Annotated in this window: 27 protein-coding genes; 6 read left to right on the forward strand and 21 right to left on the reverse strand. The window is 51.9% G+C overall.

Annotated elements, in window-relative coordinates:
• Positions 1-118: 118 nt before the first annotated feature.
• Entirely contained in the window at positions 119-1,639 is a 1,521-nt protein-coding gene (gene yfcC / locus FEK50_RS06590) for a putative basic amino acid antiporter YfcC (protein ID WP_130207232.1), read from the forward strand.
• Between the two features lie 32 nt (positions 1,640-1,671).
• On the opposite strand, the gene yfcD is transcribed toward yfcC, so the two are convergent.
• Genes yfcD through yfcF form a run of 3 tightly spaced genes read right to left on the reverse strand, consistent with a single transcriptional unit; the run spans position 1,672 to position 3,524 of the window.
• Positions 1,672-2,214 carry an NUDIX hydrolase YfcD gene (gene yfcD, locus FEK50_RS06595; RefSeq protein ID WP_130207234.1) on the reverse strand — a complete coding sequence of 181 codons (543 nt, stop codon included), beginning with the start codon at positions 2,212-2,214 and terminating at the stop codon, positions 1,672-1,674.
• A gap of 58 nt (positions 2,215-2,272) precedes the next feature.
• Positions 2,273-2,824 carry a phosphodiesterase gene (gene yfcE, locus FEK50_RS06600; RefSeq protein ID WP_064526570.1) on the reverse strand — a complete coding sequence of 184 codons (552 nt, stop codon included), beginning with the start codon at positions 2,822-2,824 and terminating at the stop codon, positions 2,273-2,275.
• Positions 2,825-2,879: 55 nt separating this feature from the next.
• Positions 2,880-3,524 (reverse strand): glutathione transferase, encoded by a 645-nt coding sequence (gene yfcF, locus FEK50_RS06605; RefSeq protein ID WP_130207236.1) that lies wholly within the window; start codon positions 3,522-3,524, stop codon positions 2,880-2,882.
• A gap of 134 nt (positions 3,525-3,658) precedes the next feature.
• Between yfcF and yfcG the strand changes: the two genes are divergently transcribed.
• Genes yfcG through FEK50_RS06620 form a run of 3 tightly spaced genes read left to right on the forward strand, consistent with a single transcriptional unit; the run spans position 3,659 to position 5,639 of the window.
• Entirely contained in the window at positions 3,659-4,306 is a 648-nt protein-coding gene (gene yfcG / locus FEK50_RS06610; RefSeq protein WP_130207238.1) for a GSH-dependent disulfide bond oxidoreductase, read from the forward strand.
• A 56-nt stretch (positions 4,307-4,362) separates the two neighbouring features.
• Entirely contained in the window at positions 4,363-4,725 is a 363-nt protein-coding gene (gene folX, locus FEK50_RS06615; RefSeq protein ID WP_130207240.1) for a dihydroneopterin triphosphate 2'-epimerase, read from the forward strand.
• A 20-nt stretch (positions 4,726-4,745) separates the two neighbouring features.
• On the forward strand, positions 4,746-5,639 hold the full coding sequence (locus FEK50_RS06620; RefSeq protein ID WP_130260567.1) for a TIGR01777 family oxidoreductase: 894 nt from the start codon (positions 4,746-4,748) through the stop codon (positions 5,637-5,639).
• A gap of 47 nt (positions 5,640-5,686) precedes the next feature.
• On the opposite strand, the gene FEK50_RS06625 is transcribed toward FEK50_RS06620, so the two are convergent.
• The 16 genes from FEK50_RS06625 to pdxB all read right to left on the reverse strand — a co-directional run bounded on the left by FEK50_RS06625 (position 5,687) and on the right by pdxB (position 20,881).
• Entirely contained in the window at positions 5,687-6,577 is an 891-nt protein-coding gene (locus FEK50_RS06625; RefSeq protein WP_131162045.1) for an Rpn family recombination-promoting nuclease/putative transposase, read from the reverse strand.
• A gap of 196 nt (positions 6,578-6,773) precedes the next feature.
• Positions 6,774-7,547: a histidine ABC transporter ATP-binding protein HisP gene (hisP, locus tag FEK50_RS06630; protein WP_130260569.1), complete on the reverse strand. Its 774-nt coding sequence runs from the start codon at positions 7,545-7,547 to the stop codon at positions 6,774-6,776.
• A 7-nt stretch (positions 7,548-7,554) separates the two neighbouring features.
• Positions 7,555-8,271, reverse strand: coding sequence for an ABC transporter permease (locus tag FEK50_RS06635; protein ID WP_000569948.1), 717 nt, complete (start codon positions 8,269-8,271; stop codon positions 7,555-7,557).
• Positions 8,268-8,954, reverse strand: a complete 687-nt coding sequence (hisQ, locus tag FEK50_RS06640) for a histidine ABC transporter permease HisQ (RefSeq protein ID WP_130207250.1) — start codon at positions 8,952-8,954, stop codon at positions 8,268-8,270. The genes FEK50_RS06635 and hisQ overlap by 4 nt, the downstream gene beginning before the upstream one ends.
• 90 nt (positions 8,955-9,044) lie before the next feature.
• Positions 9,045-9,827 (reverse strand): histidine ABC transporter substrate-binding protein HisJ, encoded by a 783-nt coding sequence (gene hisJ, locus FEK50_RS06645; protein WP_131162046.1) that lies wholly within the window; start codon positions 9,825-9,827, stop codon positions 9,045-9,047.
• 220 nt (positions 9,828-10,047) lie between these two features.
• Positions 10,048-10,830, reverse strand: coding sequence for a lysine/arginine/ornithine ABC transporter substrate-binding protein ArgT (gene argT, locus FEK50_RS06650; protein ID WP_130207252.1), 783 nt, complete (start codon positions 10,828-10,830; stop codon positions 10,048-10,050).
• Positions 10,831-11,094: 264 nt separating this feature from the next.
• Entirely contained in the window at positions 11,095-11,664 is a 570-nt protein-coding gene (gene ubiX, locus FEK50_RS06655) for a flavin prenyltransferase UbiX (protein WP_000825700.1), read from the reverse strand.
• A 94-nt stretch (positions 11,665-11,758) separates the two neighbouring features.
• Positions 11,759-13,276: an amidophosphoribosyltransferase gene (gene purF / locus FEK50_RS06660; RefSeq protein ID WP_130207254.1), complete on the reverse strand. Its 1,518-nt coding sequence runs from the start codon at positions 13,274-13,276 to the stop codon at positions 11,759-11,761.
• 36 nt (positions 13,277-13,312) lie between these two features.
• The gene (gene cvpA / locus FEK50_RS06665) at positions 13,313-13,801 is read right to left on the reverse strand and encodes a colicin V production protein (RefSeq protein WP_000262113.1); all 489 of its coding nucleotides are present in this window, start codon (positions 13,799-13,801) and stop codon (positions 13,313-13,315) included.
• Positions 13,802-14,059: 258 nt separating this feature from the next.
• Positions 14,060-14,722: a cell division protein DedD gene (gene dedD / locus FEK50_RS06670; protein WP_131162047.1), complete on the reverse strand. Its 663-nt coding sequence runs from the start codon at positions 14,720-14,722 to the stop codon at positions 14,060-14,062.
• Positions 14,712-15,980, reverse strand: coding sequence for a bifunctional tetrahydrofolate synthase/dihydrofolate synthase (gene folC / locus FEK50_RS06675; protein ID WP_130207258.1), 1,269 nt, complete (start codon positions 15,978-15,980; stop codon positions 14,712-14,714). The genes dedD and folC overlap by 11 nt, the downstream gene beginning before the upstream one ends.
• Before the next feature lie 73 nt (positions 15,981-16,053).
• Positions 16,054-16,968, reverse strand: coding sequence for an acetyl-CoA carboxylase, carboxyltransferase subunit beta (gene accD / locus FEK50_RS06680; RefSeq protein ID WP_064526523.1), 915 nt, complete (start codon positions 16,966-16,968; stop codon positions 16,054-16,056).
• A gap of 155 nt (positions 16,969-17,123) precedes the next feature.
• Positions 17,124-17,771 (reverse strand): DedA family protein, encoded by a 648-nt coding sequence (locus tag FEK50_RS06685; RefSeq protein ID WP_130207260.1) that lies wholly within the window; start codon positions 17,769-17,771, stop codon positions 17,124-17,126.
• An 82-nt stretch (positions 17,772-17,853) separates the two neighbouring features.
• On the reverse strand, positions 17,854-18,666 hold the full coding sequence (gene truA, locus FEK50_RS06690; protein ID WP_001283597.1) for a tRNA pseudouridine(38-40) synthase TruA: 813 nt from the start codon (positions 18,664-18,666) through the stop codon (positions 17,854-17,856).
• Positions 18,666-19,679: an aspartate-semialdehyde dehydrogenase gene (locus FEK50_RS06695; protein ID WP_130207262.1), complete on the reverse strand. Its 1,014-nt coding sequence runs from the start codon at positions 19,677-19,679 to the stop codon at positions 18,666-18,668. The genes truA and FEK50_RS06695 overlap by 1 nt, the downstream gene beginning before the upstream one ends.
• Before the next feature lie 65 nt (positions 19,680-19,744).
• Entirely contained in the window at positions 19,745-20,881 is a 1,137-nt protein-coding gene (pdxB, locus tag FEK50_RS06700) for a 4-phosphoerythronate dehydrogenase PdxB (protein WP_131162048.1), read from the reverse strand.
• 99 nt (positions 20,882-20,980) lie between these two features.
• Between pdxB and flk the strand changes: the two genes are divergently transcribed.
• Positions 20,981-21,973 (forward strand): flagella biosynthesis regulator Flk, encoded by a 993-nt coding sequence (gene flk, locus FEK50_RS06705; RefSeq protein ID WP_131162049.1) that lies wholly within the window; start codon positions 20,981-20,983, stop codon positions 21,971-21,973.
• On the opposite strand, the gene FEK50_RS06710 is transcribed toward flk, so the two are convergent.
• Entirely contained in the window at positions 21,970-23,148 is a 1,179-nt protein-coding gene (locus FEK50_RS06710; protein ID WP_130207268.1) for an MFS transporter, read from the reverse strand. The two genes, flk and FEK50_RS06710, sit on opposite strands and share 4 nt — an antisense overlap.
• 265 nt (positions 23,149-23,413) lie before the next feature.
• Entirely contained in the window at positions 23,414-24,634 is a 1,221-nt protein-coding gene (fabB, locus tag FEK50_RS06715) for a beta-ketoacyl-ACP synthase I (protein ID WP_000817178.1), read from the reverse strand.
• Positions 24,635-24,792: 158 nt separating this feature from the next.
• Between fabB and mnmC the strand changes: the two genes are divergently transcribed.
• Entirely contained in the window at positions 24,793-26,799 is a 2,007-nt protein-coding gene (gene mnmC, locus FEK50_RS06720) for a bifunctional tRNA (5-methylaminomethyl-2-thiouridine)(34)-methyltransferase MnmD/FAD-dependent 5-carboxymethylaminomethyl-2-thiouridine(34) oxidoreductase MnmC (RefSeq protein WP_131162050.1), read from the forward strand.
• Positions 26,800-26,923 lie beyond the last annotated feature (124 nt).

The following is a 26,923-nucleotide window of genomic DNA, read 5'->3' on the forward strand; positions in this document are numbered from 1 at the left end:
TCTCTTAATTTGCATTACTCCTTTCTGATTATCTTGCTTAACTGCGCTGCATCAATGAATTGCGTCATCTCACTTTGCATACTTACCACTTTGTCTTGTGCAAGGGAAAATTTGCGCTATGTCAGCAATCACTGAATCCAAACCAACCAGAAGATGGGCAATGCCCGATACTCTGGTGATTATCTTTTTTGTTGCTATTTTAACCAGTCTCGCCACCTGGGTTGTTCCGGTGGGAATGTTTGACAGTCAGGAAGTGCAATATCAGGTTGATGGTCAGACGAAAACACGCAAGGTTGTAGACCCTCACTCATTTCGCATTCTGACCAACGAGGCGGGCGAACCAGAGTATCACCGCGTACAACTGTTCTCGACGGGCGATGAACGTCCCGGCCTGATGAACTTCCCGTTTGAAGGGCTAACCTCTGGTTCGAAATATGGGACCGCCGTTGGCATCATCATGTTTATGCTGGTGATTGGCGGCGCGTTTGGCATCGTGATGCGTACAGGAACTATTGATAACGGCATCCTGGCGCTTATCCGCCACACACGAGGGAATGAAATTCTTTTCATTCCGGCGTTATTTATTCTCTTTTCACTCGGCGGTGCGGTATTTGGCATGGGGGAAGAGGCAGTCGCCTTTGCCATCATCATCGCGCCACTCATGGTACGGCTAGGTTATGACAGTATCACCACCGTCCTGGTAACCTATATCGCTACGCAAATCGGTTTTGCCAGCTCGTGGATGAACCCGTTCTGCGTGGTCGTCGCCCAGGGGATCGCTGGTGTTCCGGTGCTTTCTGGCTCCGGTTTGCGCATCGTGGTATGGGTAATCTCTACTCTGATTGGCCTGGTCTTCACCATGGTGTACGCCTCACGGGTGAAAAAGAATCCTCTGTTGTCACGCGTTCATGAGTCCGATCGTTTCTTCCGCGAAAAACAGGCGGATGTCGAACAGCGCCCATTTACCTTTGGTGACTGGCTGGTATTAATTGTTTTAACCGCCGTCATGATCTGGGTGATTTGGGGCGTTATCGTCAATGCCTGGTTTATTCCTGAAATTGCCAGCCAGTTCTTCGCTATGGGTCTGGTAATTGGCATCATCGGCGTTGTCTTCCGTCTGAATGGTATGACGGTAAACACCATGGCTTCATCATTTACCGAAGGCGCGCGAATGATGATAGCCCCCGCCCTGCTGGTTGGTTTCGCCAAAGGGATTTTGCTGCTGGTAGGTAACGGCGAAGCCGGTGATGCCAGCGTACTGAATACCATCCTCAACAGCATTGCCAATGCCATTAGCGGCCTTGATAACGCGGTCGCGGCGTGGTTTATGCTGCTCTTCCAGGCGGTATTTAATTTCTTCGTGACATCCGGTTCTGGCCAGGCCGCGTTAACCATGCCGTTACTGGCACCGCTTGGCGATCTGGTCGGCGTTAACCGTCAGGTTACCGTGCTGGCCTTCCAGTTTGGCGATGGCTTCAGTCATATCATTTACCCGACCTCGGCTTCGTTAATGGCCACGCTCGGTGTTTGCCGGGTGGACTTCCGTAACTGGATAAAAGTGGGGGCAACACTGCTTGGACTGCTGTTTATTATGTCCAGCGTGGTGGTGATAGGCGCTCAGTTGATGGGCTACCATTAAAAACGTTAAGAGCCGCGATTGCGGCTCTTTTTTCATTCTGCCGTTTCAGTCTCTACGGCTTCATTGTTGGCATTGCGCTTCATCCACAACGCCAAAGCTTTTAGCGAGTCTGGTGTGAACTCATCGCAACGCGCGGTGATTTCTTCTGGCGTCAGCCAGCAGACCTCGCTGACTTCATCTTCCTGAAGGGCGAAAGGGCCGTGAGAAACACAGCTGAACAACGCGCCCCAGACACGGCAATTTTTATCTTCGAAATAGAACTGCCCGTGCTCGGCAAAGGGGACACCGGCAATGCCCAACTCTTCTTCCGCTTCGCGACGTGCGGATTCCAGCAGTTGTTCATCAGCCTGGACCACACCACCAGCAGTAGCATCTAACATGCCGGGTAAAAAGTCTTTTGTCTCGGTACGACGCTGGACCAGAATTTTGCCCATACCATCATGCACGACGATGTAAGTTGCACGATGACGCAGACACTGTGCCCGCATTTGTTCCCGGCTGGCTTGTGCAATGACTTCGTTATCTTCATTGACAATATCCACCCATTCAGTACTTGCCAAACGACGCTGTTCCATTATCAGGAAACCTTCTTTTTCTGGCGCTCTTACGGCGCATTTTGAGTTGTTGGGTAAATTACGGATTAATCGCGACCTGCGCAATGATACTTTGATCATTGAGTGCGATTACGCTTAGTACGTCATCTTCGAGCATGCCGTAGCTCGCCAGATTGCCGCCTTTCGGAATGCTAACCGAACCGGGGTTGAAGTGGAAAATCTCCCCCCGCTGCTCCGCCACCGGCAGATGGGTATGACCATACACCAGCACGTCGTTCTGGTTTAACGCCGGCAGATTATCCGGGCCAAACAGATGCCCATGTGTCAGAAACAGGCGCTGTTTTTCCAGCAACACCTGTTGCCATGGCGCGGTCATTGGGAAATGCAGCAGCATTTGGTCCACTTCACTGTCGCAGTTGCCACGTACAGCGATGACTTTATGCGCCACTTCATTCAAGCGTTCCGCCACCTTTGCCGGCGCATAGCCCTCCGGTAAAGCATTGCGTGGGCCGTGATTCAACACGTCGCCAAGAATCACCAGCCACTGCGCGCCGCTTTGGGCAAACAACTCCAGTACACGTTCCGTCGCCGGTAACGACCCATGAATGTCCGATGCAAACATCAGTTTCATCACTCACTCCTCGTCGAAAAAACGTAAGCTATGATACTGGATTCTGTCGCTGCTATCAGCCAGATTGCTTTGCTGAAAGTGCAATAAAACGCTGAACTGAAGCACGCTGCCACTGGAATGCCGCATAATCCACCATACGCTCCGGCACCTCATCGCCGTGCAGCACCAGACGATTAATCATTAGCGCTAAATCAGTGTCGGCAATGCACCACTCGCCAAACAAATTAGGCTGGTTATGCGTCAGTAAATGTTCTGCCATTGCGAACAATTTCTGCGCGCTGGCTTTTCCCTCCGCCGTTAGCGGTGCTTTTTTTGCGCCAGCAAAAACGACATCCGTCGAACGCTCTTCACGCAGAGGCATCAGGTCGCTCCGCAGCCATGCCTGAATCTGCCGTGCACGCGCCCGGTTTTGCAGATCCAATGGATAAATGCGTTCCCAGGTCGGCGGCGCAAAACGGTCTTCCAGATATTCCGCTATGGCAGAGGATTCACTCAACTCAAAATCATCAATCTGTAACAAAGGCACGCGGCGTGTCTGCCCGTAACCTTGCCACGTCGGCTGTAAATGTTCACCGCTGTCAAGGTCGATAGTCTTTATATGAAAAGGTAGTCCTTTCTCCTGCAACGCCACCCAGGCAGATAACACGTAGGGGGAGAAAAAATGGGCATCTGACCAAAGCGTGATAGCGGGTTTACTCATTATATCCTCGGCGATAAAGGGGCTTGCTCTCAAACTATAGAGCCTTTTTGCCACGGTTACTTGATGAAAACTCACGCAAGCCTCCCGGGTTTCTATACTTGAGATGTTCAGATTATTAGACAACCGGAGCTGCAATGATCGATCTCTATTATGCCCCTACCCCAAATGGCCACAAAATTACGCTGTTTCTCGAAGAGGCTGGCCTGGATTATCGTTTAATTAAGGTTGACTTGGGGAAAGGCTGTCAGTTTCGCCCGGAGTTTTTGCGCATTTCGCCGAACAATAAGATTCCGGCAATTGTTGATCATTCACCGACTGATGGCGGCGAACCGTTAAGCCTCTTTGAGTCAGGTGCAATATTGTTGTATCTGGCAGAGAAAACGGGACTATTTTTAAGTCACGACCCGCGTGAGCGCGCCACCACCTTACAATGGTTATTCTGGCAGGTTGGCGGCCTGGGGCCAATGCTCGGACAGAATCATCATTTTAATCATGCTGCGCCACAGACTATTCCTTACGCTATTGAACGTTATCAGGTTGAAACCCAGCGTCTGTATCAGGTACTCAATAAGCGCCTGGAAAACGCCCCCTGGCTTGGCGGCGAAGATTACAGCATTGCGGATATTGCCTGTTGGCCGTGGGTAAATGCATATGCTCGTCAGCGGATTGACCTTGCTATGTACCCGGCAGCGAAGAACTGGCATGAGCGGATCCGTTCGCGCCCAGCCACCGGACAATCACTATTAAAGGCCCAATTGAATGATGAGATCTCAGATAGTTAACTGAGAAAGGTTCTCGTGTATTATTCCAGTCTAAGTAAAACAACAGGGAACCTGCAATGTCACAACCTGCCGCTATTATTCGTATAAAAAACCTTCGTTTACGTACATTTATCGGAATTAAGGACGAAGAGATTAACAACCGTCAGGATATCGTTATCAATGTCACGATCCACTACCCCGCCGATAAAGCGCGTACCAGTGAAGATATTAATGACGCGCTGAACTATCGCACCGTCACCAAAAACATCATTCAACACGTAGAGAATAACCGTTTCTCTTTGCTGGAAAAATTAACTCAGGATGTGCTCGATATCGCACGAGAACATCACTGGGTAACCTATGCTGAAGTGGAGATCGATAAACTGCACGCGCTGCGCTACGCCGATTCGGTATCAATGACCTTGAGCTGGCAGCGTTAACCGCCATATCGGGAGGCTGCATGAATATAGTGATCACCGGAGGGACTGGATTAATTGGTCGCCATTTAATCCCGCGTTTGCTGGAGTTGGGCCATCAGGTCACTGTGGTGACGCGTAACACGCAGAAAGCCAGTTCAATCCTCGGCCCTCAAGTGACACTATGGCAAGGGCTCGCCGATCAAAGCAACCTCAACGGCGTTGATGCGGTAATAAACCTGGCTGGCGAACCGATTGCCGACAAACGCTGGACTCGCGAGCAAAAAGACCGACTGTGCCAAAGTCGCTGGAATATTACGCAAAAACTGGTGGATTTAATTAACGCCAGCGACACGCCACCGTCGGTCCTTATTTCTGGTTCGGCGGCGGGATATTACGGTGATTTAGGTGAAGTAGTGGTTACCGAAGAAGAGCCTCCGCATAACGAATTTACCCATAAACTCTGCGCCCGCTGGGAAGAAATTGCCTGTCGGGCGCAAAGCGACAAAACGCGTGTGTGCCTGCTGCGTACCGGTGTGGTGCTGGCACCAGATGGCGGAATTCTCGGCAAAATGCTGCCGCCGTTTCGCCTCGGTTTAGGTGGCCCCATTGGCTCTGGTCGGCAGTATCTGGCCTGGATTCATATCGATGATATGGTCAACGGGATTCTCTGGCTGCTGGATAACGATCTGCGCGGACCGTTTAATATGGTTGCCCCCTATCCGGTACGCAACGAACAATTTGCCCACGCGCTCGGTCATGCACTGCATCGCCCGGCAATTATGCGCGTCCCCGCCACCGCTATTCGGCTGTTAATGGGCGAATCTTCAGTTCTGGTATTAGGCGGGCAACGTGCGCTGCCAAAAAGGCTGGAAGAAGCGGGATTCGCTTTTCGCTGGTACGATTTAGACGAGGCGCTGGCAGACGTTATTCACTGATGTGTTTTACCGCGAACATCCGCCAGTTAGTTCCTGGTAATTCAGAATTAGTGGTTTTTCGCCAAAAGCTCGTCTGGCGAAAGTCGGGTCAGTGTCAAAACTAACTCTCGGTCTAAACCTCTCTCCAGCATCTCCTGAGCAATACGCAGGGCTTCTTCGTGTTTGCCCTGCATTGCGCCTTCTTCACGTAATCTGTCAGCAATGGTCATCAGTTTCTCCTTTTCTTGTGGTGCGCGTTCTGTTATCTCACCAATAAACGCATGGAAACGCTGGGCATCTCCCGTTTGTAATACATAATTAAACAGGGCTTTTAGCTGTCTGTCATTAGTGTTCCCTGTAACTAGCAGCGAAACAATTTGATCGACTAATCCTAACAGATCGCGCTGGCGAATATGTTTCTGCATTAACTCCAGTAACGCCATTTTGCGGTGTTGCATAATCTCGTCATCCGGCACTACGGTAATATCCACCAGCGGAAAAGCCGATGAATAAATTTGGCGGGCAATAGCAGGCTCCGCAAATTCATCAAGCCAACAGAGAGAATAAGGATAAGGACTTCTGCAACCATGATAAAACAGCATCGGGATCACCAAAGGTAGTTCTTTATAGCCTGCATCAAGATGGTTTTGCATTGCCGCAATAGAATAGCGCATCATGCGAAAAGCCATTAATTCTTCCGCCTTACTTTGGTGTTCAATGACGACATAAATATATCCCATCCCCTCCTCAGTTTTCACTGACCACAAGATGTCGGAGTAATATTGTCGCAGGTTTTCATCAATAAAACTGTTGGGTTCCAGTTTTAACGTCGATAAATCACAAAGTTTACGTAGCGGCGCGGGAAGGTGAATATCAATAAAGTCCCGCGCGGTGTCCGGATGACGTAAAAAGGATTTAAATACCGCATCATGCGGTGTGGAAGTTGTCGATATGGTCATGGCGTTCCGTCACCTCTCAAATTTAAGATGACGAGACAATAACCACCCTTTATAAGCAAGGCAGCAGGCAGTTTTTATATCTGGACAGCGAATTCAGAACTATTTTAAGTGGACTGCAATATATACATTTCAACGGAAGCTAACTCGCAAATTAGCCTTGAAAATACTCCGGCAGCATTAGCCACCGGAGAGGCAATTATTTCAGCGATCCCTTAAGGAACTGTTGCAAACGAGGACTTTGCGGGTTGCCAAATAATTGTTCTGGCGCACCCTCTTCTTCGATTTTCCCCTGATGGAGGAAAATAACATGTGTGGAGACATGGCGAGCAAATTCCATTTCGTGGGTTACCACCACCATCGTTTTGCCCTCTTCCGCCAGCTGCTGCATAATGCGCAGCACTTCGCCCACCAGCTCTGGGTCAAGGGCCGATGTAGGTTCATCAAACAGCAGAACTTCTGGTTCCATTGCCAGCGCCCTTGCGATGGAAACACGCTGTTGCTGACCACCGGACAGATGCACCGGATATTTCCCCTGCGCACGTTCGTCTATGCCGACTTTCGCCAGATATTTCACCGCCCGCTCGCGCGCTTCATGCTTGCTCAGGCCCAGCACCTGAATGGGCGCTTCCATGACGTTTTCCAGCACCGTCATATGGCTCCAGAGATTGAAGTGCTGGAACACCATCGTCAGGCGCGTGCGCAGTAAACGCAGCTGATTTTTATCGGCGACTTTCAGTTGACCGTCTTTGTCGCGCACCAGATTGATGGTCTGGCCGTTAACCACGATCGAGCCTTCACTCGGTTTTTCGAGGAAGTTAATGCAACGCAGAAAGGTACTTTTCCCCGATCCCGACGATCCGATGATGCTGATCACATCTCCGGCATTCGCTTGCAGTGACACCCCTTTCAGCACTTCATGTTCGCCGTAGCGTTTGTGCAAATCGATAACGTTTAATTTATTCTCGGACATCGTATTCTCAGTGCGTTGAAGAAGGTTTCACATGCTGCAACCAGCGTTTTTCCGCTCTGCGAAAGAGGCTGATCAGGACATAAGAGATGATTAAATAGAGTACCGCAGCAATGCCAAAGGCGGTAAAAGGTTGATACGTCGCGGCGTTTATATCACGGGCAATTTTCAGCAGATCCGGCACCGTGGCAGTAAACGCCAGCGCAGTAGAATGCAACATCAGGATCACTTCGTTGCTGTAGGCCGGTAAAGCAATACGCAGCGCCGACGGTAAAATAATGCAGCGATACATTTTAAAGGTCGAGAAACCATAGGCCCTGGCAGCTTCAATTTCCCCGTGCGGCACCGAGCGGATCGCTCCGGCAAAAATCTCGGTGGTGTAAGCACAAGTGTTAAGCGTCAGCGCCAGCACGGTACAGTTCAGGCCACTGCGGAAGAAAGCGTTAAGGAACTCGGTCCCTTTAACAATCTCCAGCGTGTACATGCCGGAATAGAACACCAGCAACTGCACATACAGCGGCGTACCGCGAAAAATATAGGTAAATAACCAGATTGGAAACTGGATGTATTTATTACTTGAGACGCGACCAATCGCCAGAAACAGCGCCAGAATTCCGCCTATCACTACTGACAAAATCAGCAACCAAAGGGTAATCGCCACGCCGGTAAAGCGATAACCGTCGGTCCACAACAGCGGTTTCCAGTATTCATGTAAGATTTCGATCACAGGTCAGCCCTCTTCACACCCACGGAGTAGCGGCGCTCAAGGAACAGCAGCACACCATTGGAAACGGTGGTGAAAACCAGATAAATCACGCCACAGACGATGGCGAAATAGAACGGTTCCCATGTACTTTTGCCTGCCAATTGGGTGGCTTTCACCACATCTTCCAGGCCGAGTAACGAAACCAGAGCGGTAGATTTGAGGATCACCTGCCAGTTGTTGCCAATGCCCGGCAGAGCGTAACGCATCATCGCCGGAAACATAATCCGCCGAAATACTTGCCCGCGAGTAAAACCGAACGCCGTAGCCGCCTCTATTTGTCCTTTCGGCACCGCCATAAACGCGCCACGGAACGTTTCGGTGAAGTAAGCACCGTAAATAAAACCCAGGGTGATAATACCGGCAACCATCGGGTCGATATCAATCTGTCCGACGCCCATCGCTTCCGTCACCGCGTTTAGCGCAATCTGCAAACCGTAAAATATCAGCAGCATCAACACCAAGTCCGGCACGCCGCGAATCAGCGTGGTGTACCCTTCGAAAATCAGCCCCGAAAGCCGATTTTGCGAGAGCTTACCGCCAGCGCCAATTAAACCGATGATTACAGCGAGCACTACAGAGCTGATAGCCAGCTCCAGCGTGACGAGCGCCCCCTGTAAAATAACACCTGAAAACCCATACAACATGCAGCCTGTCCTGTCGTGTGTGGTGAATTTCCTGCCTCTTGTCTCCCTCCGGTTACCCAAAGGGAGCGGGCTTTCTTTCACCGATGGTGATTAACCACCATAAACATCAAAATCGAAGTACTTTTTCGCTAATTTCTCGTAAGTACCGTCAGCGCGCATTTCGGCAAAGGCTTTGTTCAGTGCCTCGCGCAGTTCGTTATCTTCTTTACGCAGGCCCATGCCGGTGCCTACGCCAAACAGTTTTTCATCTTTAACAGACGGGCCACCGAATTTGTAATCTTTACCGACTGGCTGTTTGAGGAAACCTTCGCTGGCGGCAACTTCGTCCTGGAACGCGGCATCAATACGCCCGGCGGTCAGGTCAGAATAAATGTTGTCCTGCCCCTGATAAGAGACGATTTCAATGCCTTTTGGCGCCCAGTGCTCGTTACCAAATGTCTCCTGGGTCGTGCCCTGCAATACGCCCACCCGCTTGCCTTTCAGCGATTCTACTGTCGGCTGAATGTCGGAATTTTTCGCCACAACCAGGCGAGAATCGGCGGCGTACAATTTGTCGGTGAAGGCTATTTCCTGCTGACGTTTTTGGGTGATGGAAAGCGATGACATGATGGCGTCAATCTTCTTCGCTTTTAATGACGGAATTAACGCATCCAGCGGGTTTTCGACAAATGTACATTGCGTATTGATGCGTTTGCACAGTTCCTTCGCCAGGTCGATATCAAAGCCAACCAATTCACCTTGTGAATTTTTTGATTCAAACGGTGCATAAGTCGGGTCAGTACCGATGCGAATATTTTGCGGAATAGCAGCAAAAGCAGCAGTCGCGCTGGAGAAGGCCAGAACCAAGGAGAGCGATAGCACCAGTTTTTTCATAATGTCCTCAACTGACAGTCTTTTAATAGGGAATATTTACAGGTTTGTTACACTTATCGTGCCATAAAATTGACCAACAAGGCAAAATATCCTGGCCCGTTAATCGTATTATTTTTCATTAAAATTGCTTAAGTATGCATTTCAATGCACCACGATAGTGCAACAAACCTATAATGCACCATGATAATGACGCTATCAGGTGCAGCTTCCCTGCGACGTATCAGTCACCGTAGACATTAAAATCGAAGTACTTTTTCGCCATCTTGTCGTAAGTACCATCCTGGCGCAGTTCGCCAAGCGCCTTATTAAACGCAGCCGTCAGTTCAGCATCATCTTTACGCAGCCCGACACCGGTACCGTCACCGAAGTATTTTTTGTCTTTCACTGAAGGGCCAGCAAAGGCGAACTCTTTACCGGCAGGTTGCTTAAGGAATCCTTCACTGGCGGCGACTTCATCTTGTAACGCAGCATCCAGACGCCCCGCAGCAAGATCGGAATAGACTAAATCCTGGTTGGCATAAGCCACAACATCAATACCTTTACTGCGCCAGGTATCGTTAGCGTAGGCTTCCTGAGTGGAGCCTTGCAGCACTCCGACATGTTTACCTTTCAGTGAATCCAGCGTTGGCTGAATAGGTGAACCTTTAGCGGCAATCAGACGGGAATCCGCGGCGTACAACTTGTCAGAGAAAGCAATCTCCTGCTGACGTTTATCGGTAATGGAGAGCGACGAAATAATAGCGTCGATTTTTTTCGCTTTCAGTGAGGGGATCAGCGCATCAAAGTCACTGGCAACCCAGGTACATTTCACCTGCATCCGTTTGCACATCTCGTTACCGAGATCGATATCAAAGCCAACAAAGTCACCTTTGGCATCTTTCGATGAGAACGGTGCATAGGTGGTATCCGTTCCGATACGTACCGTCTCCGGCAGCGCCGCGTAGCTGGAAGCTGCTGCGGAGATACCGACTAACAAAGACAGAGCGAGAATCGACTTCTTCATACATAACCCTCAAGTGAAATGGCTTTTTTATATTGTGTATTGTGTTGTGTGTTTGCAGGCTCGTTCATGCAGGTCTTATGCCATCTTGCCGACAGCAGCAACATTCAACGTAAAATATGTTAATAAGACGTTGCATTATTGTCCTGAAATTGAAGATAGCAGGTATGGCGGTTGAATCGCAGCGTTTCGATTCAATGGAAGGAACAAAATGTCGAGGATTTGATCGCGGTTGCAAAATTGCCCTGAAACAGGGCAACAGCAGAGTTATGCGCCCTGCCAGCGGGCAAAGAGATCTTCGGGAAGGGTTATCGCAAACTGGTCAAGAACACGGTTAACCGTCTGATTTATCACATCATCAAGGGATTGCGGGCGATGATAAAACGCCGGAACGGGAGGCATAATCACCGCACCGATTTCAGCCGCCTGAGTCATTAAACGCAGGTGGCCTAAGTGCAATGGTGTTTCACGCACGCAGAGCACCAACGGGCGACGCTCTTTCAGCACCACATCTGCCGCGCGGGTCAACAGGCCATCGGTATAGCTATGGACAATGCCGGAAAGGGTTTTGATTGAACAGGGTAAAATCACCATGCCCAGCGTCTGGAAAGAACCAGAAGAGATGCTGGCAGCAATATCGCGCGCATCATGAGTTACATCGGCTAACGCCTGCACTTCGCGCAGGGAAAAATCCGTTTCTAGGGATAAGGTCTGGCGCGCCGCCTGGCTCATAACCAGATGCGTTTCGATGTCTGTGACATCGCGCAGAACCTGTAATAAGCGCACGCCATAAATCGCGCCGCTGGCACCACTGATGCCTACAATGAGTCGTTTCATAGAGAGTTGCCCTGTCAGACTTGCAGGCAGACTTTGCAGGATTTCGGCGGGAGTTGCAAGTCAGGGTGCCAGACTGGCACCCTGAGTGAAGGCATCATCCTTCGTTATGCATTTCCAGGTTTTCCACTTCGTTCTGACGTTGCAATGCTTTGGCGTCGTCATTACGTAAAGTATCGAGAAAATCGAGGTAGCCCTGATCAACATCTTTCGTGACGTAGACGCCGTTGAACACCGAGCATTCAAACTGCTGGATATCCGGATTTTCAGCGCGAACGGCTTCGATCAGATCGTTGAGATCCTGGAAAATCAAACCGTCGGCACCGATGATCTGGCGAATTTCATCCACTTCACGGCCGTGAGCGATCAGTTCCGTGGCACTCGGCATATCAATACCATAAACGTTCGGGAAGCGAATTTCCGGTGCCGCAGAGGCGAGGTACACTTTCTTCGCTCCGGCTTCGCGTGCCATCTCGATAATTTGTTCAGAGGTGGTGCCGCGCACGATGGAGTCATCAACCAGCAGGACGTTTTTATCGCGGAACTCAGCGCGGTTGGCGTTCAATTTACGGCGCACAGATTTACGACGCAGTTGCTGACCCGGCATGATGAAGGTACGACCAACATAGCGGTTTTTAACAAAGCCCTGGCGGTACGGTTTGCCCAGAATTCGGGCGATTTCCAACGCGATATCGCAGGAAGTTTCCGGAATCGGGATCACCACGTCGATATCAAGATCTTCCCATTCACGGGCAATTTTCTCGCCCAGTTTCGTGCCCATATTCACACGCGCGCTGTAAACGGAAATTTTGTCGATGAACGAGTCAGGACGGGCAAAGTAAACATACTCAAACAAGCATGGATTGCTGACTGGATTGTCGGCACACTGACGGGTAAACAACTGCCCTTCTTCAGTGATGTAAATCGCTTCGCCTGGGGCGACGTCACGCAGGAACTCAAAGCCCAGCGTATCGAGCGCAACGCTTTCGGAAGCGACCATATATTCTGTGCGATTCTCGTCGATATCACGTTTCCCCAACACCAGCGGACGAATCCCGTTAGGATCGCGGAAGGCAACCATACCGTGGCCGATAATCATCGCCACGCAGGCATACGCGCCGCGAATTTGGCGGTTAGTCGCGGCAATGGCGGAGAAAATGTTGTCGGCTTCCAGCGGATAGTGGCGGAAGTTGTCCAGCTCGCTGGCGAAGATATTAAGCAGAATTTCCGAGTCGGAAGTGGTGTTGATGTGGCGGCGTTTTTCTTCAAACAGTTTTTTACGCAACTCGTGAGCGTTGGTCAGATTGCCGTTGTGGGCAAGCGTAATACCATACGGAGAGTTAACGTAAAACGGCTGCGCTTCAGAGGCACTGGAGCTGCCAGCCGTAGGGTAACGCACATGACCAATGCCCATATTGCCCTGCAAACGCTGCATATGGCGAGCTTCAAATACATCGCTCACCAGCCCGTTCGCTTTACGCAAACGGAAGCAGTTATTGGCATCTATGGTGATGATGCCGGCGGCATCCTGACCGCGATGCTGAAGCACCGTTAAGGCATCATAAATCGACTGGTTAACCGGCATAACACCGGCGATACCGACAATACCGCACATACGTCTTTTTCCTCGTTAAGCCACATCTCAGAGCACTTACGCCCTGGGCAAGAAACTTGACGAGCTTTGCAGATAATCAAAAAACCATCTGATGATAAAACTGAACTGCGGGATCAATTGTGATTTGCTCCAGTCTTCGCTTTTCGACACCCCAGTAAAGGAGTCGAGAAAGAAAAGAATAGCGGCGACAATCAACACACCGCGCAACGCACCGAAACAGACGCCCAGCACCCGATCGGTGCCTGACAACCCCGTTTTCTCCACCAGCTGGCCTATCACGAAGTTCACGATAGCACCAACGATCAGGGTAGCGATAAACAGTACCGCGATGGCAATCCCATTTCGAACCAGTTCATCTTCAAAGCCCGTAAACCAGACTGACAGGTAAGTGTAGTAATGACTGGCAACAAAGAAAGCACAACCCCATGTCACCAGCGATAACGCTTCACGAACAAAGCCGCGGATCAGGCTAACCAGAGAGGAAAAAGCAATCACCGCGATTATGGCGTAATCAATCCAGACCATATGTGTCCCACGATTTTACGCCCTGTCATCCTGTTCGGGGCGCATTCTAACAGAAAAAGAAAACGTTTGCGTAGGGATTTCCTTCCCGCGCATCAATAAAAATGGCGCTGAAAAAATATTCAACGCCATCGACTTTTTATGCCTTTGCGGCATCGGGCAATCATTGTCGGATGCGGCGTGAACGCCTTATCCGACCTACGGTTCTGCTCCAGCACAGGCCTGATAAGACGCGCCAGCGTCGCATCAGGCAAAACCGTATTAATTCGGCGTGTAGCCCATCACCACGCCGCTCAAACCAGAGATCTGCTTCAGTTCGCCAAGCGATCCTTTCAGCTTATCTTTTGAGGCATCTGGCCCCACGAGAATACGGGTGATTTTACCCTGCACTGGCGTTGACGGCGAAGTATAAACCCGATATCCCGCGCCACGCAGCTTACCGACAATCTCATTCACTTTATCGGCATTTTTCAGCGCGCCCAGTTGCACAACATAGGCTTTACCCGTCGGCGCTGCCTTTTCTTCAACAACCGGCTTCGGTTCTGGCTTCGGCGGGGGCGGCACTTCAACCTTCGGCTTAGGCGGATTCACCGGTTTCGGTTTCGGTGGAGCGACCGGTGCAGGCTCCGGTTCAAACACGGTATTATTGGCCGCAATGGTTGTCGGGTCGAGCGAAGGCGCTGCGGCATCACCTGCCCGCACCTCTTCTGCCGCGCCTTCTGGCGGCTGTGTCGGCAACGCCTGAGTGGCGGCTGGCATCATATCTGGTTCGTCACGATCGCCCGCTTTCGGCACCAGCGGGATCGCTGCAAACTCATCCTGATAATGTTTTTTCTGCCCATCAAGCAATCCTGGAAGCACAATAACTCCCAGAGCTACCAGCACAATAGTGCCAACTAACCGATTCTGAAACTTACTCGCCACCGCTTCTCCTCGCGTCAATCACTTCCATGACATGTGCGACCGTATGGAACGAACCACACACCAGCACGGTATCTTCCGGTTTAGCGTCCGCCATTGCGGCTTCCCATGCCTGCGCAACGCTATCGAATGGTTTGCCGTTCCCCAGATGCTCAAGCAGTTGTGCTGCCGTGGCACCACGCGGCCCTTCCAGTGGCGCACAATACCAGTCATCAACCACGCTTTTCAACCAGGCCAGTGTTCCGGCAATATCTTTATCATGTAGCATACCGATAACCGCCAGCACGCGCCCGTTTTTCGGTAACGCTTTCATGCGTCCGGTAAGATATTCCGCCGCATGAGGATTATGGGCGACATCAAAAATAACGCGTGGCGTCTCGCTCACAATCTGGAAACGTCCAGGCAAAATTGCGCTGGCGATTCCGTCGCGAATTGCCTTTTCACTGACTTCCAGGCCGCTGGCACGCAGTGCCGCCAGCGCCGTTGCGGCATTCGGTTGCGGGACAAGTGGCAACGGTAATCCCGCCAGCGTGCCGTGAGCATCGGTAAATGACCAGTCATGGTCAGTGACGGAATAATTCCACTCAACGCCACAACGTTGCAACAGTGCGCCTTTCTCCTGTGCTACATCGGCAATGGTGTAAGGCATTTCCGGTTCACCGACGATTGCCGGTTTTTCGCTGCGGAAGATCCCTGCTTTTTCTCGACCAATGCTTTCACGATCTGGCCCCAGCCAGTCGGTATGATCCAGCGCGATACTGGTTACCACGGCAACATCAGCATCGACAATGTTAGTAGCATCCAGACGACCGCCCAGACCTACTTCCAGAATCACCACATCGAGTTGCGCCTCTTTGAACAACCACAATGCCGACAGCGTACCGTATTCAAAATAAGTCAGAGAAATATCGCCGCGCTCGGCCTCAATCTCGGCAAAAGAAGCCGTATGGGCCGACTCCGCCAGTTCTTTGCCCTGTATACGAACGCGCTCGGTATAACGCACCAGATGCGGCGAACTGTAGACCCCCACCCTGTACCCTGCCGCCATCAGAATCGACTCCAGCGTACGGCAGGTCGTGCCTTTGCCATTAGTTCCCGCAACGGTAAACACAAACGGTGCAGGTTTAAGGACGCCAAGACGCGCTGCAACCTGGCTGACGCGATCAAGGCCGAGATCGATAGTTTTACTGTGCAGGTTTTCCAGATAAGAAAGCCACGAAGCCAGAGGCGACGCGGCTTGAGGAGTGCGTTTGATAATCATGGTATCCGCTGATTCGTTACGGGGAGAATAAATAGCAAAAGGGCAGAGCCAGTGGCCCTGCCCTTATCAGTTATCAGGCCTCTGGTTCCTGATCCGGCACCGGTGGCACCACTTCGCCTTCACGCGGCGCATCAGGATTAGGCGCTGGCAGATTCATCAGCTTCGCCAGAATGCTCGCCAGTTTCAGGCGCATTTCCGGTCGACGGACGATCATATCGATGGCGCCTTTCTCGATCAGGAATTCACTGCGCTGGAATCCTGGCGGCAGTTTTTCGCGAACGGTCTGTTCGATAACGCGCGGACCGGCAAAGCCGATTAACGCTTTCGGTTCAGCAATATTGAGATCGCCCAGCATCGCGAAGCTTGCAGAAACACCGCCCATAGTCGGGTCGGTCAGTACAGAAATGTACGGTAACCCGCGCTCCTGCATTTTCGCCAGTGCCGCAGAGGTTTTCGCCATCTGCATCAGCGACATTAACGCTTCCTGCATACGTGCGCCACCAGAAGCGGAGAAGCAGATCAGCGGGCAGTTATCTTCCAGCGCTTGCTCAACGGCACGCACGAAACGAGCGCCAACCACTGAACCCATTGAACCGCCCATAAAGGCGAATTCGAATGCCGCAGCGACAACCGGCATACCATACAGAGTGCCTTTCATCACCACCAGCGCGTCTTTTTCGCCGGTTTCTTTCTGCGCAGAGGCCAGACGGTCTTTATACTTTTTGGAGTCACGGAACTTCAGCACATCTTTCGGCTCAAGCTCGCTACCCAGCTCCACAAGGCTGCCTTCATCTAACAAGCTATGCAGGCGGTTACGCGCCGACATACGCATGTGATGGTCACACTTCGGACAGACCTCAAGATTACGTTCCAGTTCAGCGCGGTATAAAACCTGACCGCAGCTATCACACTTAGTCCACACACCTTCAGGAATGCTCGCCTTGCGGGTGGGAGTAATGTTGCTTTTAATTCGTTCAATCCAGCTCATTAGGGACCTTTCTGTCTGAACCTGGTTCGATGCCAGTTTTATCTTTGGGGACGCATAATGCCATTTTTGCCCCCAACAGACCATGAATGTTGCACATTAAAACATAACAGCCCGAAACTTTGGATAAAAAAGTGGTCGAACCGCGGAGTTACTTTTTATTTTGCAGCGCGTTTGTGACGAATAAATTCGAAAACCCCAGGCAATATTGAAACAAAAATAATGCCAACAATCATCAGTTTAAGGTTACTCTGAATGAAGGGGAGCGTGCCGAAGAAATAACCTGCGTAGGTAAAAATCAGTACCCACAACAGTGCACCAATCACGTTAAAAGCGGCGAAATGACGATACGACATGTGACCCATTCCCGCAACGAACGGCGCGAACGTTCTGACGATCGGTACAAAACGGGCGAGAATAATTGTTTTGCCGCCATGTCTCTCGTAAAACTGATGAGTCTTATCAAGATAACTACGACGAAAAATTTTCGAATCCGGATTACTGAACAGTTTGTCACCAAATAACCGCCCAATGGTGTAGTTGACCGCATCACCCACAATTGCAGCAATCAACATCAGTACCACCATCATATGGACGTTGAGATCATTAGTCTCCAGAGATGCCAACGCGCCAGCGACAAACAGCAACGAATCACCAGGCAGGAATGGCGTTACCACAAGCCCGGTTTCACAGAACAGAATCAAAAACAGAATGGCATAAACCCAGACGCCGTACTCTGCGACCAGCTCCGCCAGATGCACATCAATATGCAAAATAAAATCGATGAGGAAATAAATCAGGTCCATAATTGCATATGCCTTGTACTCTTCATTTCTCAGGCTGTAACTGCATTGGCTACAGCCTGAAATTTTTAGAGCATTATTCTCATTAGTCCGCCAGAAACAGCGGGCCCATTGGCGGTTTTGGAAGATCAAATCGGTCAGGGTAATCTACCGCAACCAGATACAGCCCTTCCGCTTTCGCCGTTGCTGCCGCCAGCGTTCTGTCCTTTGCCGCTAACAGCTCTGCTATCCAACTCTCTGGCTGGTTGTGGGCGCCTACTTCCATCAGGCTACCGACAATATTCCTCACCATATGATGTACAAAGGCATTCGCTTTGATATCTACCACCACATAAGGACCATGTCGCGTGACGTTAATATGCATAACGTTGCGCCACGGCGTTCGGGACTGGCACTGCACCGCGCGAAATGAGGTGAAATCATTCTCGCCCAACAAGCATTGCGCAGCCCGATGCATCCGTTCGGCATCCAGCGGTTCGTAAAAATGGGTTACCCCTTTACTTAGTACCGCCGGGCGCAGCCGATGATTGTAGATGATGTAGCGATAACGGCGAGCCGTGGCGCTAAATCGGGCATGAAAATCATCAGGTACAGCTTTAACCCAACGCACAGCGATGTCACCAGGTAAATTCGCATTTACGCCTAATGTCCACGCCGCGTCTTTGCGCTGCGCGGTGGTTTCGAAATGCACTACCTGCCCGGTGCCGTGTACGCCTGCGTCAGTACGCCCGGCGCAGAAGACGGTGATGGGCTCGTTCGCCACCTGGGAGAGCGCCTTTTCCAGTTTCTCCTGCACACTGCGGACTTCGTTCTGCCGTTGCCAGCCGTAATACCTACTGCCGTCGTACTCAATGCCCAGCGCAATTTTATAAACTGGCGGTTGTTGCTGGTCGGACATTAGTACAGATACTCCTGCACCAGTTTCTCGGCGATTTTCACTGCCATCAGTGCGCCGCCAAAACGGACGTTATCGGCCACCGACCAGAACTGGATTTGCTCTGGAATACCGTAATCATTGCGCACGCAGCCCACAGAAAGATGCGGCGTACCGGAAGCGTCACCCACCTGAGTAGGAAACTCGTTCTCTTCAGAGAGCACAATATCTTCGCCCTGGGTAAAGGCATCACGCGCTTCTTCTGCCGCCAGCGGACGCAGAGCTTCAAAGTTGACCATCTGAGCGTGACCGTAAAATACTGGTGCCTGCACGACGCTTGCCGAAATCATCAGCCCTTCGTCCTGCATGATTTTGCGCACTTCATCGACGATACGACGTTCTTCACGCACGCTACCTTCCCTGTCCGGCAGTAACGGCAGCATGTTGAACGCCAGCTGACGTCCGAAGAAATCTTCTTCGTCAATCGGAATGCCGTTGAGCAATTTCGCACTCTGCCCCGCTAACGCATCGACCGCTTTTTTGCCCTGGGCGGAGGCTGAAATCAGGCTGGTAACGCTAATACGCGACAATCCGCCCTGATCGATTAACGGTTTCAGAGAGGCCAGCAGCTGGCTGGTCAGGCTGTCCGGTACGGCAATGACATTACGGTTACGGTAATCAGCAAGTACAAACGGGTTTACTTCCGGCACCACCAGCGGTACGTCTGGTTCGAGAGCAAACAATCCGCTGCTGTCGATAACCAGGCAGCCTGAGTTGGTTGCTTCTTCAACCCAGGTCGCGGTCGCTTCTTTGCCTGCGACAAAAAACGCCAGTTGCGCCTGCGTCCAGTCAAATTCGGCAGCATCCTGCACGGTGATTGTCTTACCACCAAAGCGCAGATGTTCGCCTGCGCTTTCGTTACGTGCCAGTGCATAAATTTCCCCAACCGGGAACTGACGTTCAGCCAGCGTTTCAATCAGGGCTTCGCCCACAGCGCCAGTTGCGCCCAGGACGGCAATGTTCCAGCCTTCAGACATGGTGGTTTACTCCAGAAAATGCAAAGCTCCCTGCCTATGTTACAGCAGAGAGCATGAAGAAGAGATTAACGAGCCGGATGATGAACGGCGTTAAAACCCAGTTTACACAGTAATGATGCCGCACTGGCGTCATTACAAATCACATACAGAGACGACCATTCACGGCGCTCAAGGTAATTTTTGCGCAGTTTATCGAACTCACCCGGTATTCCGGCGACTTTACGCAACGGCGCATCGTCGCGGCGCACATCATACACCAAATGCACCAGCCTTTTTAGCGTCGGCTGATCGAGCGGACCATGCAGCGTGATGCGGCCAAACTCCGGCGCGGGCAGCAATGTATCCAACGCCACGTGCTGTTCATGGCCAATAAACTTGCTGTAGGCTTCAAACACTTGCGTTGTGCCACGCGCTTTACCTTCGAGGGTATAGCCCGCGATATGCGGCGTGCCGATATCCACTTTTTGCAGCAGCTCGACGTTGAGTTCTGGCTCGCCTTCCCAGACATCCAGCACCACGCTTAACTTCTGACCTTCATTCAGGCAGGTCAGCAGTGCCGTATTATCGACAACGGCACCACGGCAGGCGTTAATCAGAATTGCCCCCGGCTTCAGGCTGCGAATCAGTTTTTCATCCGCCAGATGCCGCGTTTTGTACGGACCATCTTTAAAGAGTGGCGTATGGAAAGTCAGAATGTCTGCTTGCGCGACCAGTTCATCAAGAGGACGGAAATCCCCCTCATCCCCACGATCGGCGCGTGGTGGATCGCAAAGTAAGGTGTTGATCCCCCACGCTTCCAGCCGCGCCTGTAACCGTCGCCCGACGTTGCCGACGCCCACGATCCCCACGGTACGCTCGTGCAGTGAAAATCCATCGCGTTCGGCGAGCATCAGCAGTGACGAGAAAACATATTCCACTACCGCAATCGCATTGCAGCCAGGTGCAGCAGAAAAACCAATTCCCGCCTGCTTTAACCACGCTTCATCGACATGGTCCGTCCCCGCGGTCGCGGTGCCAATAAATTTTACTGGTTTTCCTGCCAGTAAAGATTCATTCACTTTCGTGACCGAACGCACCATCAAAGCATCTGCATCATCCAGTTCAGCAACTGGAATTGGACGCCCCGGAACCGCTTTCACCTCCCCCAGACGACTAAATAATTCGCGGGCATAAGGCATATTTTCATCAACAAGGATTTTCACGTTTGTGGTACCTGTATGAGAACGAGAGTTAACCGGACAAGTGTGCCATAATCTCGCGGCCAGGCATACTTGCGATGATTTCAGGTATAAGGATACGTAATGATACAACCAATTTCCGCCCCTCCTGGGCAACCACCGGGTCAGGGGGATAAACTGTCGTCTGGCGCAGGCAATCAGCCTTTATCCAGCTTGCAACGTACAGTGCTGGAAAGTTTGATAACCAAAGTGACTTCGCTGACGCAACAGCAGAGCGCGGAATTGTGGGCTGGTATAAAGCACGACATCGGTCTGCCGGGCGATTCACCGTTACTTTCACGCAATTTCCCCGCCGCAGAACAAAACCTTGCACAACGTTTACTGGCCGCGCAAGAAAGCCATTCTGTCCGCCAGCTTTTGGCGCAATTGAGCGAGTACTTACGGCTGGGGAATAATCGTCAGGCGGTCACAGATTACATTCGTCATAACTTTGGTCAGACGCCGCTGAATCAACTCTCACCGGAGCAATTAAAAACCGTCCTGACGCTGTTACAGGAAGGGAAGATGGTTATCCCGCAGCCGCAACAGCGCCAGGCGACCGACCGCCCTTTGCTACCGGCAGAACACAATACGCTTAAGCAACTGGTGACTAAACTCGCGGCGGCAACAGGAGAACCCAGCAAGCAGATTTGGCAATCTATGCTGGAACTTTCTGGGGTAAAAAATGGAGAGTTGATCCCGGCCAAAATGTTTACCCACCTGGTTACCTGGTTGCAGGCACGCCAGGTGTTAAGTCAGCAAAATACACCGACACTGGAGTCGCTTCAGATGGCGCTAAAACAGCCACTGGATGCCAGCGAGTTGACAGTATTATCGAGCTATGTTGAGCAAAAATATGGCCTTTCTCAGCATTCAGCCCTGACTTCCGCACAGGCCGAGGATATCCTCAACCAGCTTTATCAACGGCGGGTGAATGGGATTGAACCACGAGATATTCAACCGTTGCTCAATCCCTTTACGCCATTCATTAACACGATGCAAGAAATGGCCATGCGCCCCAGCCTGTGGATATTGCTGACCGCCATCATCGTGATATTGGTCTGGTTATTGAGTTAACCACGACGAAATGACAGTATCGTCACGATAATCCCCAGCACCGCCGATATCGCCCCGGCAAGGAATACCGACGAGTAGCCAAATGTGGTCGCCAGGACACCTGCCAGTGGCCCGGAAACACCGAGGGCGATATCCTGAAACGCCGCATAACCGCCGAGCGCAGTACCGCGAACCTGAGACGGAACGCGCTTAACCACTTCCACACCAAGCGCCGGGAAGATAAGTGAACACCCGGCCCCGGTTAACGCCGCACCGGCTAACGCCACCCACGCGCCAGGCGCTTGCCAGAGCAGCAACAAACCTACCGTTTCGACAAGCAAAGAGACAATCGCCACTTTCACGCCGCCAAAACGGTCTGGCATCCAGCCGAACATGACGCGCATCACGACAAATGCGCCGCCAAATGCGGTGAGCGTAAAGCCTGCCATCGCCCATCCTTTGCTGGCAAAGTAGAGCGATACAAAGGTTCCGATAACCGCAAAGCCAACGCCCTGAAGCGCCAGACCAAGACCCGGTTTCCAGATAAGTCCGACAACGCTCCACAGTGATGGACGTTCTCCCGCCATTGCCGGTACTTTGCGTACTGTGCCGTTACAAGCCCACGCCAGCAGGGGCAATGCCATTGTCGTAAGCGCCAGTGCGGCAAAACCGTAATGGCTATGAATCAACAAGCCAAGAGGTGCGCCCACCGCCAGTGCGCCATAAATCGCCATTCCGTTCCACGACATCACTTTGCCTGAGTGTTTTGGCCCGACAATGCCCAATCCCCAGGTCAAAGCGCCCGTCAGTAACTGGCTTTCGCCAAAACCAAGAATCAAACGCCCGACGACCAGCAGGGCAAATTTAATTGGTGCGGAGACAGGCAAAAGCGCCGCCAGCAGCAGCGCGCCGCCAGCCAGACCACAGGCGAACATGCCCTGAAGCGCCGAACGTTTTGCACCATATTGATCGGCCAGTCGTCCGGCGTAGCCACGCGTCAGCACCGTAGCCAGAAACTGAATGCCGACGGCAATCCCGACCATGGTGTTGCCATAGCCCAGTTCATGATGAACAAACAGCGGGATAACCGGCAACGGCAGCCCTACGGTCATGTAAGTTAGAAAAACCGCAAAAGCGATGCGGAAGAGCGAAAAATTGGCAGAAGATCGTGTTTCTGTTTGGCTTACAGCAGTCATGCATTACTCCAGAATGCAGCGCAAGGCGAGGAGTCTCCCCGTCTCATCTCTCTGGTTTTCAGGGTTACGGTGCGTTGGCAGGATTTAACGCGTACGTCTTTTCAGAAGGAAATCGACAAAGCGGGAAGTTTGCCTGGAACAGGCGGCGATTGTCAATGATGTGAAAAAGGGAACCATCGGGTTCCCTTTTGCGTTAGTGCCGGATGCGACATTGCCGCGTATCGTCGGATGCGACGCTGGCGCGTCTTATCCGACCTACTCCGACTTAATCTTTCAGCTTACGCATTACCAGCGTGGCGTTGGTGCCGCCGAAGCCGAAGCTGTTAGACATCACGGTGGTCAGTTCGCGATCGGTCGTTTCGGTCACGATGTTCAGACCCGCAGCCTGCTCGTCCAGCTCTTCAATGTTGATGCTCGGGGCGATAAAGCCGTGTTCCAGCATCAGCAGAGAGTAGATAGCTTCCTGTACGCCAGCAGCGCCCAGAGAGTGACCGGTCATTGCTTTGGTTGCAGAAATCGCCGGGCTCTTATCGCCGAACACTTCACGGATAGCTGCCAGCTCTTTCACGTCGCCAACCGGAGTCGAAGTACCGTGGGAGTTCAGGTAGTCGATTGGGGTATCAACACCGTGCATCGCCATCTTCATGCAGCGCACTGCGCCTTCGCCAGACGGAGCAACCATGTCTGCGCCATCAGACGTTGCGCCGTAGCCAACGATTTCAGCGTAGATATGAGCACCACGTGCCAACGCGTGTTCCAGTTCTTCGACCACCACCATACCGCCGCCGCCAGCGATAACGAAACCGTCACGGTGAGCGTCATAAGTACGGGAGGCTTTTTCCGGGGTGTCGTTGTATTTGGTAGACAGCGCGCCCATTGCGTCGAATTCGCAGGCCATTTCCCAGCACAGCTCTTCGCCGCCGCCGGCAAACACGATGTCTTGTTTGCCCAGTTGGATCTGCTCTACTGCGTTACCGATACAGTGTGCGGAAGTCGCACACGCGGAGCTGATGGAGTAGTTAACGCCGTGGATTTTGAACGGCGTGGCGAGGCAGGCAGAAACGCCAGATGCCATCGCTTTAGTGACCACATACGGGCCAACCGCTTTCAGGCCACGCGGGCCGCGCATTGCGTCAGCGCCGAACACCTGGAAACGCGGAGAGCCGCCGCCGGAACCTGCAATCAGGCCAACGCGCGGGTTATTCTGGTAAGCTTCCGGGGAGAGGCCAGCATCTGCAATTGCCTGCTCCATAGAAAGGAATGCATAAATGGATGCGTCGCTCATAAAGCGCACAACTTTGCGGTCAATGAGGCCAGTGGTATCCAGTTTTACGTTGCCCCAAACGTGGCTACGCATGCCGGAATCCTTCAGCTCCTGAGAGAAAGTGATCCCTGAGCGTCCTTCACGCAGAGATGCCAGGACTTCCTGCTGGTTATTACCGATGCTGGAAACAATGCCCAGGCCAGTAATCACTGCACGTTTCATTCAATACCTCTGTAAGTCGCACATAGAGTAAGTTTCGAATGCACAATAGCGTACACTTGTACGCCGAACAAGTCCGATCAGCCAATTAATAGAGAAATTTGCGCAGCCTGGCACACATCGCTAAGATCGAGCCACCGCCTGTAAGACGAGTAACTTACGTGAAACACTACTCCATACAACCTGCCAACCTTGAATTTAATGCTGAGGGTACACCTGTTTCCCGAGATTTTGACGATGTCTATTTTTCCAACGATAACGGACTGGAAGAGACGCGTTATGTTTTTCTTGGGGGTAACCAATTAGAGGCACGCTTTCCTGAGCATCCGCATCCTCTGTTTGTGGTAGCAGAAAGCGGCTTCGGCACCGGATTAAACTTCCTGACGCTTTGGCAGGCATTTGATCAGTTTCGCGAAGCGCGTCCACAGGCGCAGTTAAAGCGCCTCCACTTTATAAGTTTTGAGAAATTTCCCCTCACCCGTGCGGATTTAGCGCTAGCGCACCAACACTGGCCGGAACTTGCGCCGTGGGCGGAACAGCTTCAGGCGCAGTGGCCTTTGCCCCTGCCCGGTTGCCATCGTTTATTGCTCGATGAAGGCCGCGTAACGCTGGATTTATGGTTTGGCGATATAAACGAACTGACCAGCCAACTGGACGATTCGCTAAATCAAAAAGTAGATGCCTGGTTTCTGGACGGCTTTGCGCCAGCGAAAAACCCGGATATGTGGACGCAAAATCTGTTTAACGCCATGGCACGACTGGCGCGTCCGGGCGGCACGCTGGCGACATTTACTTCTGCCGGTTTTGTCCGCCGCGGTTTGCAGGAAGCCGGATTCACCATGCAAAAACGTAAGGGCTTTGGGCGCAAACGGGAAATGCTTTGTGGGGTGATGGAACAGACATTACCACTCCCCTGCTCCACGCCGTGGTTTAATCGTACGGGCAGCAGCAAACGGGAAGCAGCGATTATCGGCGGCGGTATTGCCAGCGCGTTGTTATCGCTGGCGCTATTACGTCGCGGCTGGCAGGTAACGCTTTATTGTGCGGATGAGGCCCCCGCGCTGGGTGCTTCCGGCAATCGCCAGGGGGCGCTGTATCCGCTTTTAAGCAAACACGATGGTGCGTTGAACCGCTTTTTCTCTAATGCGTTTACTTTTGCTCGTCGGCTTTACGACCAATTACCCGTTAAATTTGATCATGACTGGTGCGGCGTAACGCAGTTAGGCTGGGATGAGAAAAGCCAGCATAAAATCGCACAGATGCTGTCGATGGATTTACCCGCAGAGTTGGCCGTAGCCGTTGAGACAAATGCGGTTGAACAAATTACGGGCGTTGCGACAAATTGCAGCGGTATTACTTATCCGCAAGGTGGCTGGCTGTGTCCGGCGGAACTGACCCGTAATGTGCTGGTACTGGCGGAACAGCAAGGTTTACAGATTCGTTATCAACATCAGTTACAGGATTTATCCCGTAAGGATGACGGTTGGTTGTTGAATTTTGCAGGTGATCAGCACGCGACGCATAACGTGGTGGTACTGGCGAACGGGCATCAAATCAGCGGTTTCAGCCAAACATCATCTCTGCCAGTATATTCGGTTGCCGGGCAGGTCAGCCATATTCCGACAACGCCGGAACTGGCAAAACTGAAGCAGGTGCTGTGCTATGACGGTTATCTCACGCCGCAAAATCCGGCGAACCAACACCATTGTATTGGTGCCAGTTATCACCGTGGTAGCGAAGAGACGGCATACAGTGAGGAAGATCAGCTGCAGAATCGCCAGCGATTGATTGATTGTTTCCCGCAGGCACAATGGGCGAAAGCGGTTGATGTCAGTGATAAAGAGGCGCGCTGCGGTGTGCGTTGTGCCACCCGCGATCATCTGCCAATGGTAGGCAACGTGCCTGATTATGACGCTACACTCGTGGAATATGCGTCGCTGACGGAGCAAAAAGATGAGGCGGTAAGCGCGCCGATTTATGACGATCTCTTTATGCTTGCTGCTTTGGGTTCGCGTGGTTTGTGTTCTGCCCCGCTGTGTGCCGAGATTCTGGCGGCACAGATGAGTGAAGAACCGATTCCGATGGATGCCAGTACGCTGGCGGCGTTAAATCCGAATAGGTTATGGGTGCGGAAGTTGTTGAAAGGTAAAGCGGTTAAGGCGGGGTAATCTGCTTTGGCATTGTTTGTCGGATGCGGCGTGAACGCCTTATCCGACCTACGTGTGACGTGTAGGCCTGATAAGACGCGATAAGCGTCGCATCAGGCATGGTGCTCCCAATGTCGGATGCGGC

Source organism: Escherichia sp. E2586 (assembly GCF_005781105.1).
GTDB lineage: Bacteria > Pseudomonadota > Gammaproteobacteria > Enterobacterales > Enterobacteriaceae > Escherichia.